14 protein-coding genes are annotated in these 14,809 nt (G+C 69.1%); 9 read left to right on the top strand and 5 right to left on the bottom strand.

Annotated elements, in window-relative coordinates; all coding sequences use genetic code 11:
- Positions 1–29: 29 nt before the first annotated feature.
- Entirely contained in the window at positions 30–2,879 is a 2,850-nt protein-coding gene (gene uvrA / locus VFU06_07895; GenBank protein HEU5209316.1) for an excinuclease ABC subunit UvrA, read from the bottom strand.
- Between the two features lie 358 nt (positions 2,880–3,237).
- Between uvrA and VFU06_07900 the strand changes: the two genes are divergently transcribed.
- Entirely contained in the window at positions 3,238–3,363 is a 126-nt protein-coding gene (locus VFU06_07900; protein HEU5209317.1) for a hypothetical protein, read from the top strand.
- 101 nt (positions 3,364–3,464) lie between these two features.
- On the opposite strand, the gene VFU06_07905 is transcribed toward VFU06_07900, so the two are convergent.
- Positions 3,465–4,655, bottom strand: coding sequence for an aminotransferase class V-fold PLP-dependent enzyme (locus tag VFU06_07905; GenBank protein HEU5209318.1), 1,191 nt, complete (start codon positions 4,653–4,655; stop codon positions 3,465–3,467).
- A 69-nt stretch (positions 4,656–4,724) separates the two neighbouring features.
- Complete coding sequence (yhbY, locus tag VFU06_07910; GenBank protein HEU5209319.1) at positions 4,725–5,024, bottom strand: ribosome assembly RNA-binding protein YhbY; 300 nt, start codon at positions 5,022–5,024, stop codon at positions 4,725–4,727.
- A gap of 247 nt (positions 5,025–5,271) precedes the next feature.
- Between yhbY and hisG the strand changes: the two genes are divergently transcribed.
- From hisG to hisIE, 8 genes are read left to right on the top strand one after another with little or no spacing between them, the layout of a single operon-like run.
- Positions 5,272–6,135 (top strand): ATP phosphoribosyltransferase, encoded by an 864-nt coding sequence (gene hisG, locus VFU06_07915; protein ID HEU5209320.1) that lies wholly within the window; start codon positions 5,272–5,274, stop codon positions 6,133–6,135.
- Entirely contained in the window at positions 6,132–8,591 is a 2,460-nt protein-coding gene (gene hisD, locus VFU06_07920; protein HEU5209321.1) for a histidinol dehydrogenase, read from the top strand. Before hisG ends, hisD begins: the two co-directional genes overlap by 4 nt.
- A complete protein-coding gene (gene hisH, locus VFU06_07925; GenBank protein ID HEU5209322.1) occupies positions 8,588–9,184 on the top strand; it encodes an imidazole glycerol phosphate synthase subunit HisH in 597 nt (198 codons plus the stop codon). Before hisD ends, hisH begins: the two co-directional genes overlap by 4 nt.
- On the top strand, positions 9,181–9,894 hold the full coding sequence (locus VFU06_07930; protein ID HEU5209323.1) for a 1-(5-phosphoribosyl)-5-[(5-phosphoribosylamino)methylideneamino] imidazole-4-carboxamide isomerase: 714 nt from the start codon (positions 9,181–9,183) through the stop codon (positions 9,892–9,894). Before hisH ends, VFU06_07930 begins: the two co-directional genes overlap by 4 nt.
- Positions 9,891–10,436, top strand: coding sequence for an imidazoleglycerol-phosphate dehydratase (gene hisB / locus VFU06_07935; protein ID HEU5209324.1), 546 nt, complete (start codon positions 9,891–9,893; stop codon positions 10,434–10,436). The genes VFU06_07930 and hisB overlap by 4 nt, the downstream gene beginning before the upstream one ends.
- On the top strand, positions 10,436–11,293 hold the full coding sequence (gene hisF, locus VFU06_07940; protein ID HEU5209325.1) for an imidazole glycerol phosphate synthase subunit HisF: 858 nt from the start codon (positions 10,436–10,438) through the stop codon (positions 11,291–11,293). The genes hisB and hisF overlap by 1 nt, the downstream gene beginning before the upstream one ends.
- Positions 11,290–12,069 (top strand): histidinol-phosphatase, encoded by a 780-nt coding sequence (hisN, locus tag VFU06_07945; protein ID HEU5209326.1) that lies wholly within the window; start codon positions 11,290–11,292, stop codon positions 12,067–12,069. The genes hisF and hisN overlap by 4 nt, the downstream gene beginning before the upstream one ends.
- A 5-nt stretch (positions 12,070–12,074) precedes the next feature.
- The gene (gene hisIE, locus VFU06_07950; GenBank protein HEU5209327.1) at positions 12,075–12,749 is read left to right on the top strand and encodes a bifunctional phosphoribosyl-AMP cyclohydrolase/phosphoribosyl-ATP diphosphatase HisIE; all 675 of its coding nucleotides are present in this window, start codon (positions 12,075–12,077) and stop codon (positions 12,747–12,749) included.
- On the opposite strand, the gene VFU06_07955 is transcribed toward hisIE, so the two are convergent.
- Both VFU06_07955 and VFU06_07960 read right to left on the bottom strand, forming a co-directional pair.
- Entirely contained in the window at positions 12,672–12,935 is a 264-nt protein-coding gene (locus tag VFU06_07955; protein HEU5209328.1) for a GlsB/YeaQ/YmgE family stress response membrane protein, read from the bottom strand. The genes hisIE and VFU06_07955 overlap by 78 nt on opposite strands.
- 3 nt (positions 12,936–12,938) lie before the next feature.
- Entirely contained in the window at positions 12,939–14,642 is a 1,704-nt protein-coding gene (locus VFU06_07960; GenBank protein HEU5209329.1) for a methyl-accepting chemotaxis protein, read from the bottom strand.
- Positions 14,643–14,809: the final 167 nt, after the last annotated feature.

Raw genomic sequence — 14,809 nt, forward strand, 5'->3', positions numbered from 1 at the left:
CGAAGGGCGAGTTCCCGCAGGAGCGTCGTTCACACTCCCAGCGCAGGCTCCTCCATCGCGTCACGCAGGTAGCGTGCTGTCACGCCGTCGCTCTGCGCCACCTCGCGGGGGGTGCCCATGGCGACCACCTGTCCACCGGCATCGCCCGCACCCGGCCCCAGGTCGATGATCCAGTCCGCGGCCAGCATGACGTCGATGTTGTGCTCGATCACGATCACGGTATGGCCCTGCTCGACCAGACGGCCGAGCACGCCGATCAGCTTGCGCACCTCCGGACCCGACAGCCCGGTGGTCGGCTCGTCGAGCACGTACACGCGCCGGCCACGTCGCTTTGCCGCGGTGATCAGCTCGCGCGCGATCTTGAGCCGCTGCGCCTCACCCCCGGACAGCGTGGGCGCCGGCTGGCCCAGCCGCAGGTAGCCCAGCCCCACCTGCTGGAGCTGCCACAGCATCTGGCCGAGGCGGTCCTCCCGGATGAAGAACTTGATCGCCTCGTCCACCGTGAGGTCGAGCGCCTCACGGATGTTGACTCCCTTGTAGGTGACCTCGAGCGTTTCCGGCTTGTAACGGCGGCCGCCACACACCTCGCACGGGATGAAGACGTCGGCGAGGAACACCATCTCGATCTGCATGACGCCCTCGCCCTGACACGCCTCGCAGCGGCCGCCCTTCACGTTGAAGGAGAAGAAGCCCGGCTTCCAGCCTCGCTGCTTCGCGAGCGGCTGGGACGCGTACAGCTCGCGGATGAAGTCGAACGCCTTGACGTACGTCACGGGATTCGAGCGGTGCGAGCGGCCGATCGGCGCCTGGTCGACGAGCACTACATCGTCGATGTGCGCGATTCCCTCCAGCCGGTCGTACTCGCCCACCGCTTCGCCCAGGTGGCGTTTGGCCGTCGTCTCACCGGCGGCGAGCTCGCGCTCGAGTGCACGGTAGAAGACATCGTGCACCAGAGTGCTCTTGCCGGAGCCGCTGACACCGGTGACCACCGTCAGTGCACCGACGGGGAACTCGACGTCGACGCCCTGCAGGTTGTGCTGTCGTGCCCCTGTCAGCCGGATGCGCGCGCCGTCGAGCGGGCGCCGCTTGCGAACGGGCGGGCCGCCGTCGCGTCCGGACAGGTACCGGCCGGTCGCGGTGTCCGCGTCGAGAAGCGAATCGTAGCTGCCTTCGTACACGATAATGCCACCGCGCTCGCCACTGCCCGGCCCCAGCTCGACGACGTGGTCCGCAACCCTGATTGCGGCGGGATCATGCTCCACGACGAGCACGCTGTTGCCACGCTGTCGCAGCTGCTTCAGCAGGCCCAGCAGCCGATCGCTGTCGCCGGGGTGCAGCCCGATGGTCGGCTCGTCGAGCACATACAGCGTGTCCGTCAGCGCGGAGCCGAGCGAGTTCGCGAGCGAGATGCGCTGCGCCTCGCCGCCCGACAGCGTGCGTGTCTGGCGCTGCAGGGAGAGATAGCCGAGACCGACGTCGTCGAGGAAGCGCAGCCTGGCGAGCAGCTCGCGCAGGATCGGTGCGGCAATCGCATGCTCCTGCGGCGCCAGTGCAAGCTCGCCGCCTTCGCCCGCCTCCAGGCCTTCGGCCCAGTCGAGCAGGATGGACACGGGCAGCTCCGCTGCTTCCGCGATGTTCATGTCACAGACGCGCACGAACAGGGCTTCCGGGCGCAGCCGCGAGCCGCCGCACGCCGGGCAGGTGAGCGCACTCTGGTAGCGCCGCAGGAAAACACGGATGTACTGCTTGTACCGCTTCGGCTCGCGTGAGCGGAGGAACGGGATCACACCCGTGAACCCGCGCGTGCCGTGCACCACGGCATCCTGGAAGTCCGGATCGAGGTCCGCCCACGGCTCCTCGAGCGAGACGCCCTGCTCCCGGGCGAACGACAGCAGCTTGCTGCGGTAGCGCGCGTACCGCGGCTTCTCCCACGGATCGACCGCGCCCTCGTCCAGCGAACGATCGGGGTTGGGCACGATCAGCGACTCGTCGTACTCGAGCACCGCGCCGAAGCCCGTGCACTCGGGACAGGAGCCGTACGGGTTGTTGAAGGAGAAGAGCCGCGGCGTCGGCTCGAGGAACCGGATCTCCGGATGATCCGGGCAGTGGAACTGCTCGGAGAAGCGGTGACGCCGCTCCTCCGTGGCATTCACCACGATCAGCTCGCCCTCGCCCTCCCGGTAGCCGGTGCCCACCGAGTCGGCAATCCGCTCGCGCGCGTCGGGGCGCACGATCGTCCGATCGACGACGACGAGCAGTTCCTCCGCGCCCGCGAGATCGTGACCGAGCACGGCGGCGTCCTCGGCCCCCGCTGCATCCAGCTCCAGCGTTGCGCCGTCGACGAGCACGCGCATGAAGCCCAGTGCACGCAGATTTTCGACGACCGTGCGGTGCGCGATGCGTGCGCTGCGCGGCAGCGGGAAGGTGATCATCAGGCGCGTGCCGTCCGGAAGCGCCATGAGCGTGTCCGTGACCGACTGCACGGTGTCGGGCAGCACGCGGCGGCCGCACACCGGGCACCAGGTGCGACCTGCCCGGGCGAAGAGCAGGCGGAGGTAGTCGTAGGTCTCGGTGGCCGTGCCGACCGTGGAACGGCTGGTCTTGGTCGGGTTCTTCTGTTCGATCGCGACCGCCGGCGACAGCCCCTCGATCACGTCGACGTGCGGCTTCTCCATGCGCTCGAGGAACTGCTTGGCATAGCTCGACAGCGACTCGACGTAGCGTCGCTGCCCCTCGGCATAGATGGTGTCGAACGCAAGGGTCGACTTGCCCGAGCCGCTCGGCCCGGTCATCACGACCAGTGCGCGCCGCGGCAGCTCGAGGTCGACGCCCTTGAGATTGTGCTGCCGCGCATTCCGGATAACGATGCGATCCTTCACAGTACCCGACCGGTGTTGCTGCTGATTCGAACCCCGCTGGTACCCCCCTCGGGCCGGAAGGATCGATGGTCGGCGGGCGGATGCGCCCGCGCCGTCTCGACCGGGGGCCCGGACCACGACACGCGCAGCCGACCGGCTCGACCACCCCGCGTCCGATCGCCCGTCCCGCCTCCTCCACGCCCTGCGACACCATGCACCTCATCCGTCACCGTATACGCAACGGTCGGCAGGCACGCCGAAACTAACGGTCAACAGAGGTCGTACGGCGTGCAGCAGTCAGAACCAACGCAGCACCGACCACAGCAGCACCGGCTCAGTTCCCAGGCGACGTCCTGTCGCCTTACATGGAGGTGGATAGATGATCGCTCGAGTGCGTCAGACCCAGGCCAGCGTATACGCGGAAGTCTTCGGTGTCAGCTTCGCCTACGTCGCCATGATCACCGGCTTCGCTTACCAGATCGCCCGTTCGGCGGGTATTGCCTGACCCGCCGGGGACATCGGCCCCGGCAACACTGCCCTCCCCACTGTCCCACCGGAGTGCGCGAATGAACGGCCGGAGCGGAAGGACGCTCCGGCCAGTTCGTTTCAGCCACTCGCGATCGCCTCGATCGCTCCGACCACGATGTCGATCTCACGCGCCGTGTTGTAGTAATGCGGCGAAACGCGCAGCGCGCTGCGCGCCTGCTTGTCATCCATGTCGAGCACGGCAGACGAGCGATCCAGCGCGCTGGTGTTGATCGCCTCGTCGCGCAGCTCGCGCACGACGTCGTGTGCATCGTGCCCATCGATCTCCACCGTCACGATCGCACACAGCTCTTCACCGGCATCGAGAACACGCACTCCCGGGATAGCGGCCAGCTGCTCCCGGGCGTGACGAGCGAGCTGCGACGCGTGGCGTCCGGCAGCCTCCACCCCGACGCGCTGCGCATAGGCCGCGGCCGTGCCCATCCCGAGCATCAGCGCGTAGGCGAACTCCCAGTTCTCGAAGCGGGTCGCGTCGCGCACGAGCTCGAAGCGGTCGGGCTCCGCCCAGTGCGCGCCGTGCAGGTCGATGTACAGCGGATACTGGCCGGCCGCGAGTGCCGCGTCGCTGACATACAGGAACCCGACGCCCCGGGGGCCACGCAGGAACTTGCGCGCCGTTGCAGCCAGGTACGTGCACTGAAGCCGCTCCACGTCGAGCGGCAGCTGTCCGACGGACTGGCATGCATCGACGAGGTACGGCACGTCTTCCCGGGCACAGATGCGGCCGATGTCCTCGACCCGCTGCACGAGTCCGGAATTGGTCGGCACGTGTGTGATCGCGACCAGGCGCGGCCGCTCGCTGCGTACGAGCCGGGCGACCGAATCCGGATCGACTCCGCCCGCCGGCAGATCCGCCGCCCGCAGCACGCGCACGCCACGACGCTGCGCGAGCGAGAGGTACATCAGCTGGTTGGAGCTGTAGTCGTTGCGGCTCGTGACGATCACGTCGCCGGGCTGGAAATCGAACGCCGAGAGCGCCTGCGAGAATGCGACCGTTGCATTCTCGACGACGGCGATGTTGCGCGCGGCAGCGCCGATCAGGGCGCCGACGTCGGCGTGGGCCTGCCCGATCGCTTCCCGTGCGAGGTCGGCCGCCTCGTAGCCGCCCAGACTGACCTCGCGCTGGAGGTGCTGCACGATCGTCTCGTGCACCGGGCGCGGCATCAGCGATGCACCGGCATTGTTGAGGTGGATGCGGCCGGCGGCGACCGCCTCCGTATCGGCTCTCCACGGCGCTGGATCGAACGACATGCATGCTCCCGGGTGGCGAAGGGCTGGCCGGGATGCTGGCGCGGCGTGAGCGCGCCAGCAAGCCGGGCCCTAGGGCAGGCGGATCTCCGGCTTCTCCGGGTGGCGGCGGTACAGCACGATGGTGCGGCCGATCACCTGCACGACGTGCATCGCTTCGACCTGCCCCGCCAGCTCGTCTGCCGCCTCGCGAGCAGAGACGGGTGCACCCTCCAGGACCTTGACCTTCAGCAGCTCGCGCGTTTCCAGTGCGGCCGCGATCGTGCCGGCGACGTTCGAGGTGACGCCCTCACGGCCGATCTGGAAGAGTGGCTTCAGGGGATGAGCGAGCGACTTGAGATGCGCACGCTGGCGGGCTGTAAGTGATTCCATCTCGATCTCCGTTTTTCCTCTGCCGGATGCACGCGATGTGCCCCCGCTTGACGCCGCCCGGGGCTCGCATTAGCCTCGTTGCATGAGCTACCGCTTCGCGCAGCATCGCCATCACGCCCATCATCACGGCCCGGCGGGTCGGGACGGAGGCGTGTAGCGCGTTCTGCAGGCGAATCGAACGCACGACGTTATCCGGCCGCGGCCCGTCTGTCGACGGGCCGCGGCTTTTTCGTGTCCGGAGAGGCCGATGGTCAGGATTGCACTACCGAACAAGGGTCGCCTCGCCACCGAGGCGCGCGACCTGCTCGAGCGGGCAGGACTCGGGCTCGAGGTCTCGAGCGAGCGCGCGCTGCAGGCGTCGCTGGGCGGCGAGTTCCTGGCGCTGTTCGTGCGCGCGCAGGACATCCCCGAGTTCGTGGCGGACGGCGCCGCGGATCTCGGGATCACGGGGCACGACCTCGTGGTCGAGAGTGGACGCGACGTCAGGGACGTGCTCGACCTCGGCTTCGGCCGCTGCCGGATCGTGGTCGCCGCCCGCGATGACTCCGACATCAACGGCCTTGGTGACGTGCCGCGCGGCGCCCGCGTCGCCACGGTGTTCCCGGCGATCGCGCGTGCGTGCTTCGAGGAACGCGGATGCGACGTCACCATCGTGCCGGTCTCCGGCGCCGCCGAGATCGCGCCGCACCTCGGCGTCGCGGACATCATCGTCGACATCACGTCCACGGGTTCCACTCTCAAGGTCAATGGGCTGCGGGAGATCGAAACGGTGCTCGAGTCGTCTGCCCGGCTGATCGCGCGGCCCGCGCTGCTCGAGACGGAGCAGGGCGAGCGCGCCACGCGGGAGCTCTCGGCTGCACTCGAGTCGGTGCTGCGCGCGCAGGGCAAGCGCTACCTGATGGCAAACGTGCCGCGGGCAGCTCTCGAGCAGGTGAAGCGCATCATCCCCGGTCTCAACGGCCCCACAATCATCGACATCCTGAACGGCGGCGAACACGTTGCCGCGCACGCGGTCGTCAACGCAACCGACGTATACCGTGTCATCGCGGAGCTGAAGCAGGCGGGCGCCGAGGGCATCCTCGTCACGCGCATCGAGAGGCTGATGCCATGAGCCCGGAACTGCGAAGCGAAGGCGGGGCACCCGGACGGATCGCCGCGGCGACGGCCGGTGCCCCTGCGATTGCACTCGTGTCCGCCCTCGATGCGTTGCCGCGCGACGCGGAGCGGATCCTGTTCCAGCGCGGGTCCGCCGACGAGCCGGACGTGGCGTCCGCGGTGGCTGCGATCCTCGGCGATGTCCGTGCGCGCGGGGATGCCGCGCTCATCGAGCTGGCGCAGCGCTTCGACGGCGTGACGCTCACGTCGCTGGAAGTGCCGCGTGCAGAATGGGAGCAGGCGCTGCGCGCTCTCGATCCCGACGTCCGGGCCGCGCTGGAGCAGGCCGCACGCGCGATCGAAGCGTTCCACCGTGCGCAGCTGCCCCGCGACATCGAGATCGAAGGCCGGCCGGGTCTCCGTCTCGGCAGGCGCGCCGAGCCACTGGAGCGGATTGGCGTCTATGCGCCCGGCGGGCGGGCGGCGTATCCGAGCAGCGTGCTCATGGGCGTGGTGCCGGCGCGTGTCGCCGGCGTGGGCGACATCGTCGTCTGCTCACCGCCGGGACGCGACGGCCTGCCGCCCGCGGTCGTGCTGGCGGCCGCAGCGATCGGGGGTGCGGACAGGGTCTTCGCGATCGGTGGCGCCGGTGCCATTGCCGCACTGGCCTACGGCACGGCAAGCGTGCCCGCGGTGGATCGCATCGTCGGGCCCGGCAATGCCTGGGTGAACGAGGCGAAGCTGCAGGTCACGCGCGTCGTGGGGATCGACAATCCTGCGGGCCCCTCTGAGCTGCTCGTCCTCGCGGACGATTCGGCAGATGCCGACCTTGTCGCCGTGGAGCTGCTGGCGCAGGCCGAGCACGATCCGGATGCAAGCTGCGTCCTCGTGACCACCAGCGGAGGGCTCCTCGGCCGGGTACGTGAGCGGCTCGCGGAACGGGTGCCGCGCGAGCCGCGCCGCGAGATCATCGAACAGTCGCTCGCCAGCAATGGCGCGCTCCTCCTGGCGGAGGACGTCGATGGCGCCATCGCGTTCGCGAACCGCTACGCACCGGAGCACCTGCTGGTGCTGACGCGTGAGCCGCGGTCCCTGCTGTCACGACTGCGCAATGCGGGCACGATCTTTCTCGGGCCGTCGAGCTCCGTTGCCTTCGGCGACTACATGACGGGGGCGAATCACGTGCTGCCGACCGGCGGCCTGGCCCGCCTCCATTCGGGCCTGTCGGTACAGGACTTCCTGCGCTTCAGCACCTGGCAGGAGCTGGACGCGCCGGCTGCGGCAGCCCTGGCAACGCCCACCGGTGTGCTCGCGGATGCCGAAGGGCTGCCCGCGCACGCGGCCGCAGCGCGGCTGCGCTCGGACGGCGACGCAGGCACGCGCGCCGAGCTCGGGCCGGATCGCCCAGTGCTGCGCGCCGAGTACCGCGCGCTGACCACGTACGATCCCGGTCGTGAGCCCTGCGCGATCGACCTGAGTGACAATACGAACCTGTGGGGCCCGAACCCCGCCGCCGCCCGGGCGGTGCGCACAGCGGCCGACGCTGCGCTCACGCGCTATCCACCCGTCTACGTCCCGGCCCTGAAACGACGCATCGCAGCGCTGCTCGGCGTCGCGCCGGACAACGTGGCCACCGGCTGCGGCTCCGACGACGTGATCGACAGCGCGCTGCGTGCCTTCTGTGCGCCTGGCGACCTGGTCGCCTACGCCGAGCCGACGTTCGGCATGATCCCGGCCTTCGCTCGCATGAACGCGCTGAATGCTGCTGCCGTGCCACTCGCGCCGGAGCTGGCGCTGGACGTGAATGCGCTGCTCGCTGCGCGCGCCGCGGTGACGTACGTCTGCCGGCCGAACAACCCGACGGGGACCCTGTTCGAACGTGGCGCGCTCGACCGACTCGAGCGTCAGGCAGCGGGTGTGCTGCTCGTCGACGAGGCGTACATCGACTTCGCCGGGGAGGCAGGACTTGCCGGTGCGGCAACAGCCTCGTCGCGCACGATCGTGCTGCGCACCTTTTCCAAGGCGTGGGGACTCGCGGGGCTGCGCCTGGGCTTTGCAGTCGGGCCGGCCGACCTGATCGCCGAGATCGAGAAGTCGCGGGGGCCATACAAGGTGAACGCGCTCGCGGAGCAGGCGGCGTTCGCGGTTCTCGACGAGGGGCGGGAGTGGGTCGAAGCGAGGGTCAGGGACGTCGTGCTCAACCGCGACAGGCTGACGGACGCACTCACGGCGCTCGGGCTGCGTGTACTGCCATCGGCCGCGAACTTCGTCCTCGCCGTGCTTCCCGAGGGTGAGGATGCGAACGACTGGAATGCCCGCCTGCGCGCCGCCGGGGTCGCCGTGCGACCCTTCCCCGCGCTGCGGTCGCTCGGTGAGTGTGTCCGCATCACGGTCGGACCACCGGAAATGATGGAGCCCGCGGTCGATGCGATCTCCACGATCCTGCGTCAGCGAGAAACGGTGAACGGATGAACGTCGCGATCTTCGATTACGGCACGGGCAACCTGCACTCGCTCAGGAAGGCGATCGAGGCCGCGGGCGAGCGCGCGTCCTTCGTGCAGGATGCACACAGCGCCGCCAGCTCGGATGCGCTGGTGCTGCCCGGCGTCGGTGCATTCGGTGCGGCGGCGGCGCGGCTGGCGCGTTCCGGCGCGGAGCTGCGCGATGCGATCCGCAGCGGACTGCCGACGCTCGGCATCTGCCTCGGCATGCAGCTCCTCTTCGATGCGAGCGACGAGGGAGGCGGGCACGGCCTCGGCGTGATCCCGGGGCGCGTGCGGAAAATGAGGGCGCGCCGGCTGCCGCAGATGGGCTGGAACGACGTCGAGACGTCGCCCGATCCGCTGTTCCAGGCGCTGCCGCCGCTGCTCGCATACTACGCCAACAGCTATATCGTGCGACCTGCGCAGCCGGAATGCGTGATCGCATGGTCCGAGCACGGGGGCGAGCGTTTTCCCGCGGCGGTTCGCAGTGGCAGCGCCGTGGGCGTGCAGTTCCATCCCGAGAAGAGCGGTGCCAGCGGACTGCAGCTCATCGCCAACTTCCTCGCCGGCGCGCGCCGATGATCGCCGTTCCTGCGATCGACCTGCGTGGCGGGCGGGTGGTACAGCTCGTCGGTGGCGAGCCGGGGACGGAACGCGTTTCCCTGCCCGATCCCGCCAGCGTCGCTGCCCGGTGGGAACGCGACGGCTTCGCGATGCTGCACGTCGTCGACCTGGATGCGGCCCTCGGCACGGGCAGCAACCACGACGCCGTGCGTGCAGTGCTGGACGCCGTTGGAATACCTGTACAGGTTGGCGGCGGCGTGCGCAGCGACGAGGACGTCGAGGCGTTGCTCGGGGCGGGCGCGGCGCGCGTCGTCGTGGGTACCCGCGCAATCGAGGATGCGCGTTGGCTGGAGCGTATCACCGCGCAGCATCCCGGGCGCGTGGTGCTCGCCGCGGACACCCGCGATGGCCGCGTGGTCACGCGCGGCTGGACCGCGTCCACGGCGCTCGCGACCACCGATCTCGTTGCGCGCGTCGGCGCACTGCCCCTGGCGGCCGTGCTGGTGACCGACGTCGGCCGGGAAGGTCGCATGGAAGGCGCGGACGTCGTGCAGTTCGAGACCCTGGTCGAGACGAGCCGGCAGCCACTCATCGCCTCCGGCGGCATCGCCGACAGCGCTGACCTGACTGCCCTCGCCGCCGTTGGCGTTCATGCGGTCGTGCTCGGCATGGCCCTTTATACCGGGGCGCTCGATGCGCCCGTCATCGCCCGGAGCTATCAGAAATGAGCACGATCCGCAGGGACACGCGGGAAACGAGTGTTAACGTCACGATCCGCCCGGACCTGGCGACGGATGGTGCAATAGGAACCGGAGAACCGTTCCTCGATCACATGCTCGGCACGCTCGCCCGGTACAGCGGCCTGCACCTTGCCATTGAAGCGTCCGGGGATCTGCGACACCACCTGGTCGAGGACGTCGCGATCAGCGTCGGACTTGCGCTGCGGGACGTCATCCCGGAGGAGTGCGCACGCTACGGCAACGCAACCGTGCCGATGGATGATGCGCTCGTGCAGGCAGCACTCGATGCGGGCGGACGCTTCTACTATCGCGGTCGCCTCGGCTCGACACTCTACGAGCACTTCTTCCGTTCGCTCGCGGAGAATGCGGCCATGACACTGCACGTGCGCGTGCTCCGAGGGCGTGACCGGCATCACGTGGTCGAGGCGGCCTTCAAGGCATTCGGGCTGGCACTGCGAGAGGCGCTGGTCCCCACGGGCGCCGTGTTCAGCACCAAGGGAAGTGTGCGCGTAAGGCGGGAGGACAACTGATGCTGCACAAGCGGATCATCGTCTGCCTGGATGTGAAGGACGGCCGTGTCGTGAAGGGCACTCGATTCGAGGACCTGCGCGATGTCGGCGATCCGGTGGAACTCGCTGCCAGGTACGAGGCAGAGGGCGCCGACGAGATCGTGTTCCTCGACATCTCGGCCTCCGCCGAGGGCCGGCGCACGCTGCTCGACGTCGTGCAGCGCACGGCGGAGCGGCTGTTCATCCCGCTGACGGTCGGGGGCGGCGTGAGCGACCTGGAGGGAATCGGCGCCGCACTGCGCGCCGGCGCCGACAAGGTCAGCATCAACACGGCAGCCGTGCAGAACCCGGAGCTGCTCCGCGAAGCGTCGGTCGAATTCGGCCGGCAGTGCATCGTCGCAAGCATCGATGCCCGCGTCGAGAAGAGGCAGATCGAGATTGCCGCGCGACCGCAGGGCGCCGTGGCCGATGCAATGGCAAGCCCGGGCGGTGCCTGGTTCCGGGTCTTCACGCACGGTGGCCGCACCGCCACTGAGCTGGACGCCGTCACCTGGGCAAAGCAGTGCGAGGAGCTCGGTGCCGGGGAGGTCCTGCTCACGAGCATCGACCAGGACGGCTCACGCGCCGGCTACGATCTCGAGATGACGGCACGCATCGTCGAGGCGCTGTCGGTACCCGTGATCGCAAGCGGCGGTGCAGGATCCGCCGAGCACATCCGCGACGCGTTCCTGCTGGCCGGCGCGGATGCGGCCCTCGTCGCCGGCATCTTCCACGATGGCACGACCACCATCCGGGCCGTGAAGCGCGTGCTCGCCGAAGCCGGCATCAGCGTGCGCGACGTACCCCCCGCCACCCGTCAGATCGCTGCGCAACAGTGACCCTCACCGCGTACCGTGACCTGCTCGACTTCGCGGTGGAAGTCGCGTGGCGCGCCGGGCGGGTGACCCTCGCCGGCTACCAGACGGGTATTGCAGCCGAAACCAAGGCGGACGACTCGCCGGTCACGCGTGCAGACCGCGATGCGGAGCGGCTCGCGCGTGAGCTGATCGCGTCCCGCTTCCCCCACGACGGCATTGTCGGCGAGGAAGAGGGGGAAACACGGCCGGGTGCAGACCGCCGCTGGATCCTGGACCCGATCGACGGCACACGCAGCTACATCCGCGGTGTGCCGCTCTACGGTGTGCTGCTCGCACTGGAGGAGGAGGGTGAGGCTGTCCTGGGCGTCATCCACTTCCCCGCGCTGGACGAGACCGTCTATGCGGCGCGCGGGCTCGGCTGCTGGTGGAACGGCCGTCGTGCACTGGTCTCGGACACGCACACGCTCGAGCAGGCGTTCGTGCTCACGACCGACGCCGAGAACGTGTACGATGCGAACCGCGGCGCGGGCTGGGATGCATTGCGCGCGCGTGTCGGTGGCTGGCGCACGTGGGGAGACTGCTACGGCTACGCACTCGTCGCGACCGGTCGTGCCGATGCCATGCTGGATCCCATGCTGAGCATCTGGGACGCAGCGGCGCTGGTGCCGGTCGTGGAGGAGGCAGGAGGCGTATTCACCGACTGGGACGGCCGGCCGGGCCATACCGGCAGCAGCGCGATTGCCACCAACGCGGCACTTGCACGGGACATCCGCACCATTCTGTCCGGAACGGTCTGACCTTCATGCAGATACACACGGCTGCCGATCTGGACGGCCTCGACTTCGCACGCGGCGATGGACTCGTCACTGTCATCGTGCAGCATGCGCGCACGGGCGTGGTGCTGATGCTCGCACATGCGGACCGCGCCGCGCTGGAGCGCACACTGGACACGGGTGAGCTGTGGTTCTGGTCACGCAGCCGGCGGGAGCTGTGGCACAAGGGCGCCACCAGCGGCAATACACTGGGCCTGGTCTCGCTGCACGCAGACTGTGACCGGGATGCGCTGCTGGCGCTGGTCGAGCCCGCCGGGCCGGCGTGTCACACGGGTGCCGAGAGCTGCTTCACAGCGCGGCCGACGCTGCCGGCACTGGCCGACGTGATCGAGACACGCCGCAGCTCATCAGCGGGGCAGAGCTACACCGCCCGCCTGTTTGCGAACGAAAATCTGCGGCTCAAGAAGCTGGGCGAAGAAGCCGTCGAGCTGGCACTCGCGTGCAGCTCGGGGGACACGCGCGGCGCGGGCGAGGAAGCGGCGGACATGCTGTACCACCTGCTCGTCGCGTGTGCCGGATCGGGAGTCCGTCTGGACGACGTGCTGCGCGTGCTGGACGCGCGCCGCTCAGCGGCGGCGGCGTCCGAGAAAGATGCGGTAGATCAGGAGCAGCACGATCGCGCCCAGGATGGCGATCGCGAATGACCGCAGGTTGAAGCCGGTGACGGTGCCCCAGCCGAGCAGCTCGGTACTGAGAAAGCCGCCGATCAGCGCGCCGAGGATCCCGATGATCACCGTGACCAGGCACCCGCCCGGATCCTTGCCGGGAAGGATGAGCTTGGCGATGCCACCGGCCAGCAGGCCGAAAACGATCCAAGAAAGAATGTTCATTCGCTAGACCTGGAACTCCGAGACCAGCTCCTTCAGTGTTTCCGCCGCATGCAGCAGCTCGAGGCTGGCTGCGCTCAACTCCTCCGTCGCGGCTGACTGCTCCTCCGCGGCAGCGCTCACCTGCTGCGCACTCGCCGCGTGCGCCTCGGCGGTCGCACCGACCGAGCGCACATTGGCATCTACGGACTGGACCGCCCGCTGGTTTTCGCCCGCCGCCTCCGCCACGCGCGTTGCTGCCTCGTTGACGTGGGCCACGGCGGCAACGATCTCCTCGAACGCGGCCTCCGCTTCCTTGGACGTCTCCTCGACGCCGCTCACCCGGCGGAACCCCCGGTCCATGGTGTGGACCACGGTTTCGATCTGTGTCCGTACGTGCTTGACCGTCGATGCGACGTCGTCGGCTGCGCGCGCACTCTCGTCCGCCAGCTTGCGCACTTCATCGGCCACGACGCCGAACCCGCGGCCGTGCTCGCCTGCGCGCGCGGCCTCGATCGCGGCATTGAGCGCGAGCAGGTTCGTCTGGCGGGCGATACCCTGGATCGTTGCAACGAACTGGGTGATGCGCTCGGAGGCGCGCTGCAGCTCGCTCACCTCCGCGCCGGAGCTGCGGACGACTTCACGCACCTCCAGCAGCATGGCGAGCGCGCGGCCGACTTCCTGCCTGCGCAGCTGTGCGACGTCGCCGATCTGCGCGCCGACCTCGCGCACGCGATCCGCCGCGGCGCCGATCTCGTCGGCGCGAGAGCGCATCGTGGCCAGCGCCTCGTCGACACCGCGCAGGCCGAGGGCCTGCTCTTCCGCGCCGTTGGTGATGCCGACCATCGCCGTGGACACTTCCCCGCTCGATGCTGCGACCTCTTCCGAGATGCTCGAAAGATCGGCAGCTGACGCCGTGATCTTGTTGGCAGTGCGCACGGTCTCGCCCACGACCACGCGCAGCCGGTCCGCCATGCCCGTGAACGCGCCGGCGAGCACGCGGAACTCGCCCGGCATCCTGCCATTCAAGCTGACGTTCAGGTTGCCGGAGCCGAACTCGTTGGCCGCATGCACGAGACGGTTGAGCGGCCCTTCCACGGCGCGGACGGTCAGGTACGCGAAGCCGATCATCAGGGCGGAGGTGATGCCGAGGATGACGAGCAGCACGGTCTGGACACGTTCCTTCTCAGCCTCGAAGGCGCCGGGAGCGAGCTGCGCGCGCCCCAGCTCGTCACGGCCCAGGGCGCGGATCAGGGCCCGGACGCGCTCCCCCGCCGCGAGTACCGCTTCGCCCTGCTGCAGCGCGGCGTTCGTCTCGCCGCGCTCGAACGCAGCCTGGACCCGACGGTTGTCCTGCATCAGCCCTGCGTGGAGCCGCTCGATCTCCGCGAGGCGCGAGCGCTGCTCGTCACTGAGATCGGCCAGCCCCGCATAGCGGCGCTGGATCTCGACGACAGTGCTGCCCAGCGTGTCGAAGCGCGATAGGGCCGCGCTGTCGCCGGTCTGCAGGTACGTCTGCCCCGCCGCGAGCTGGGCGGACAGCGTGCTCTCCAGCTCGGCGGTCGTCTGGATTCCGTTGTAGAGCGTGGAGACCCTGTCGCTGACCTCGTCGGTGAACGAGTTCAGCATGACCGTGCTGACGATGACGATCGTCAACGTGCCGAGGAAGGTCAGCACCAACCCGAGGAACAGTCGTCCCTCAATCCTGTCGAAGTAGGCTCTCAAGCTCATCGCCGAGCGACGGGAAGAATGGCCGGGGAGGCTGGGACAAGATGCCGACGGCGCTTGCGGCTGTCAACGAGAAAACGCCATACTCGACAGGGAATTACACGCGTGGGGAGGCATGGTGCAAGAAGAGCGGTCCGGGCTCACCCCGATTCCGCAGGAGCGCAGGCAGA

Source organism: Longimicrobiales bacterium (assembly GCA_035764935.1).
Classification (GTDB): Bacteria; Gemmatimonadota; Gemmatimonadetes; order Longimicrobiales; family RSA9; genus DASTYK01.

Bases quoted from the DNA above. Each gene is read 5' to 3' on its own strand.
- VFU06_07930 (HEU5209323.1), top strand. From the start codon at position 9,181: ATGATCGCCGTTCCTGCGATCGACCTGCGTGGCGGGCGGGTGGTACAG.
- hisD (HEU5209321.1), top strand. From the start codon at position 6,132: ATGAGCCCGGAACTGCGAAGCGAAGGCGGGGCACCCGGACGGATCGCC.
- VFU06_07955 (HEU5209328.1), bottom strand. From the start codon at position 12,935: ATGAACATTCTTTCTTGGATCGTTTTCGGCCTGCTGGCCGGTGGCATC.
- hisG (HEU5209320.1), top strand. From the start codon at position 5,272: ATGGTCAGGATTGCACTACCGAACAAGGGTCGCCTCGCCACCGAGGCG.
- yhbY (HEU5209319.1), bottom strand. From the start codon at position 5,024: ATGGAATCACTTACAGCCCGCCAGCGTGCGCATCTCAAGTCGCTCGCT.
- VFU06_07905 (HEU5209318.1), bottom strand. From the start codon at position 4,655: ATGTCGTTCGATCCAGCGCCGTGGAGAGCCGATACGGAGGCGGTCGCC.
- VFU06_07960 (HEU5209329.1), bottom strand. From the start codon at position 14,642: ATGAGCTTGAGAGCCTACTTCGACAGGATTGAGGGACGACTGTTCCTC.
- hisF (HEU5209325.1), top strand. From the start codon at position 10,436: ATGCTGCACAAGCGGATCATCGTCTGCCTGGATGTGAAGGACGGCCGT.
- hisB (HEU5209324.1), top strand. From the start codon at position 9,891: ATGAGCACGATCCGCAGGGACACGCGGGAAACGAGTGTTAACGTCACG.
- VFU06_07900 (HEU5209317.1), top strand. From the start codon at position 3,238: ATGATCGCTCGAGTGCGTCAGACCCAGGCCAGCGTATACGCGGAAGTC.
- hisH (HEU5209322.1), top strand. From the start codon at position 8,588: ATGAACGTCGCGATCTTCGATTACGGCACGGGCAACCTGCACTCGCTC.
- hisIE (HEU5209327.1), top strand. From the start codon at position 12,075: ATGCAGATACACACGGCTGCCGATCTGGACGGCCTCGACTTCGCACGC.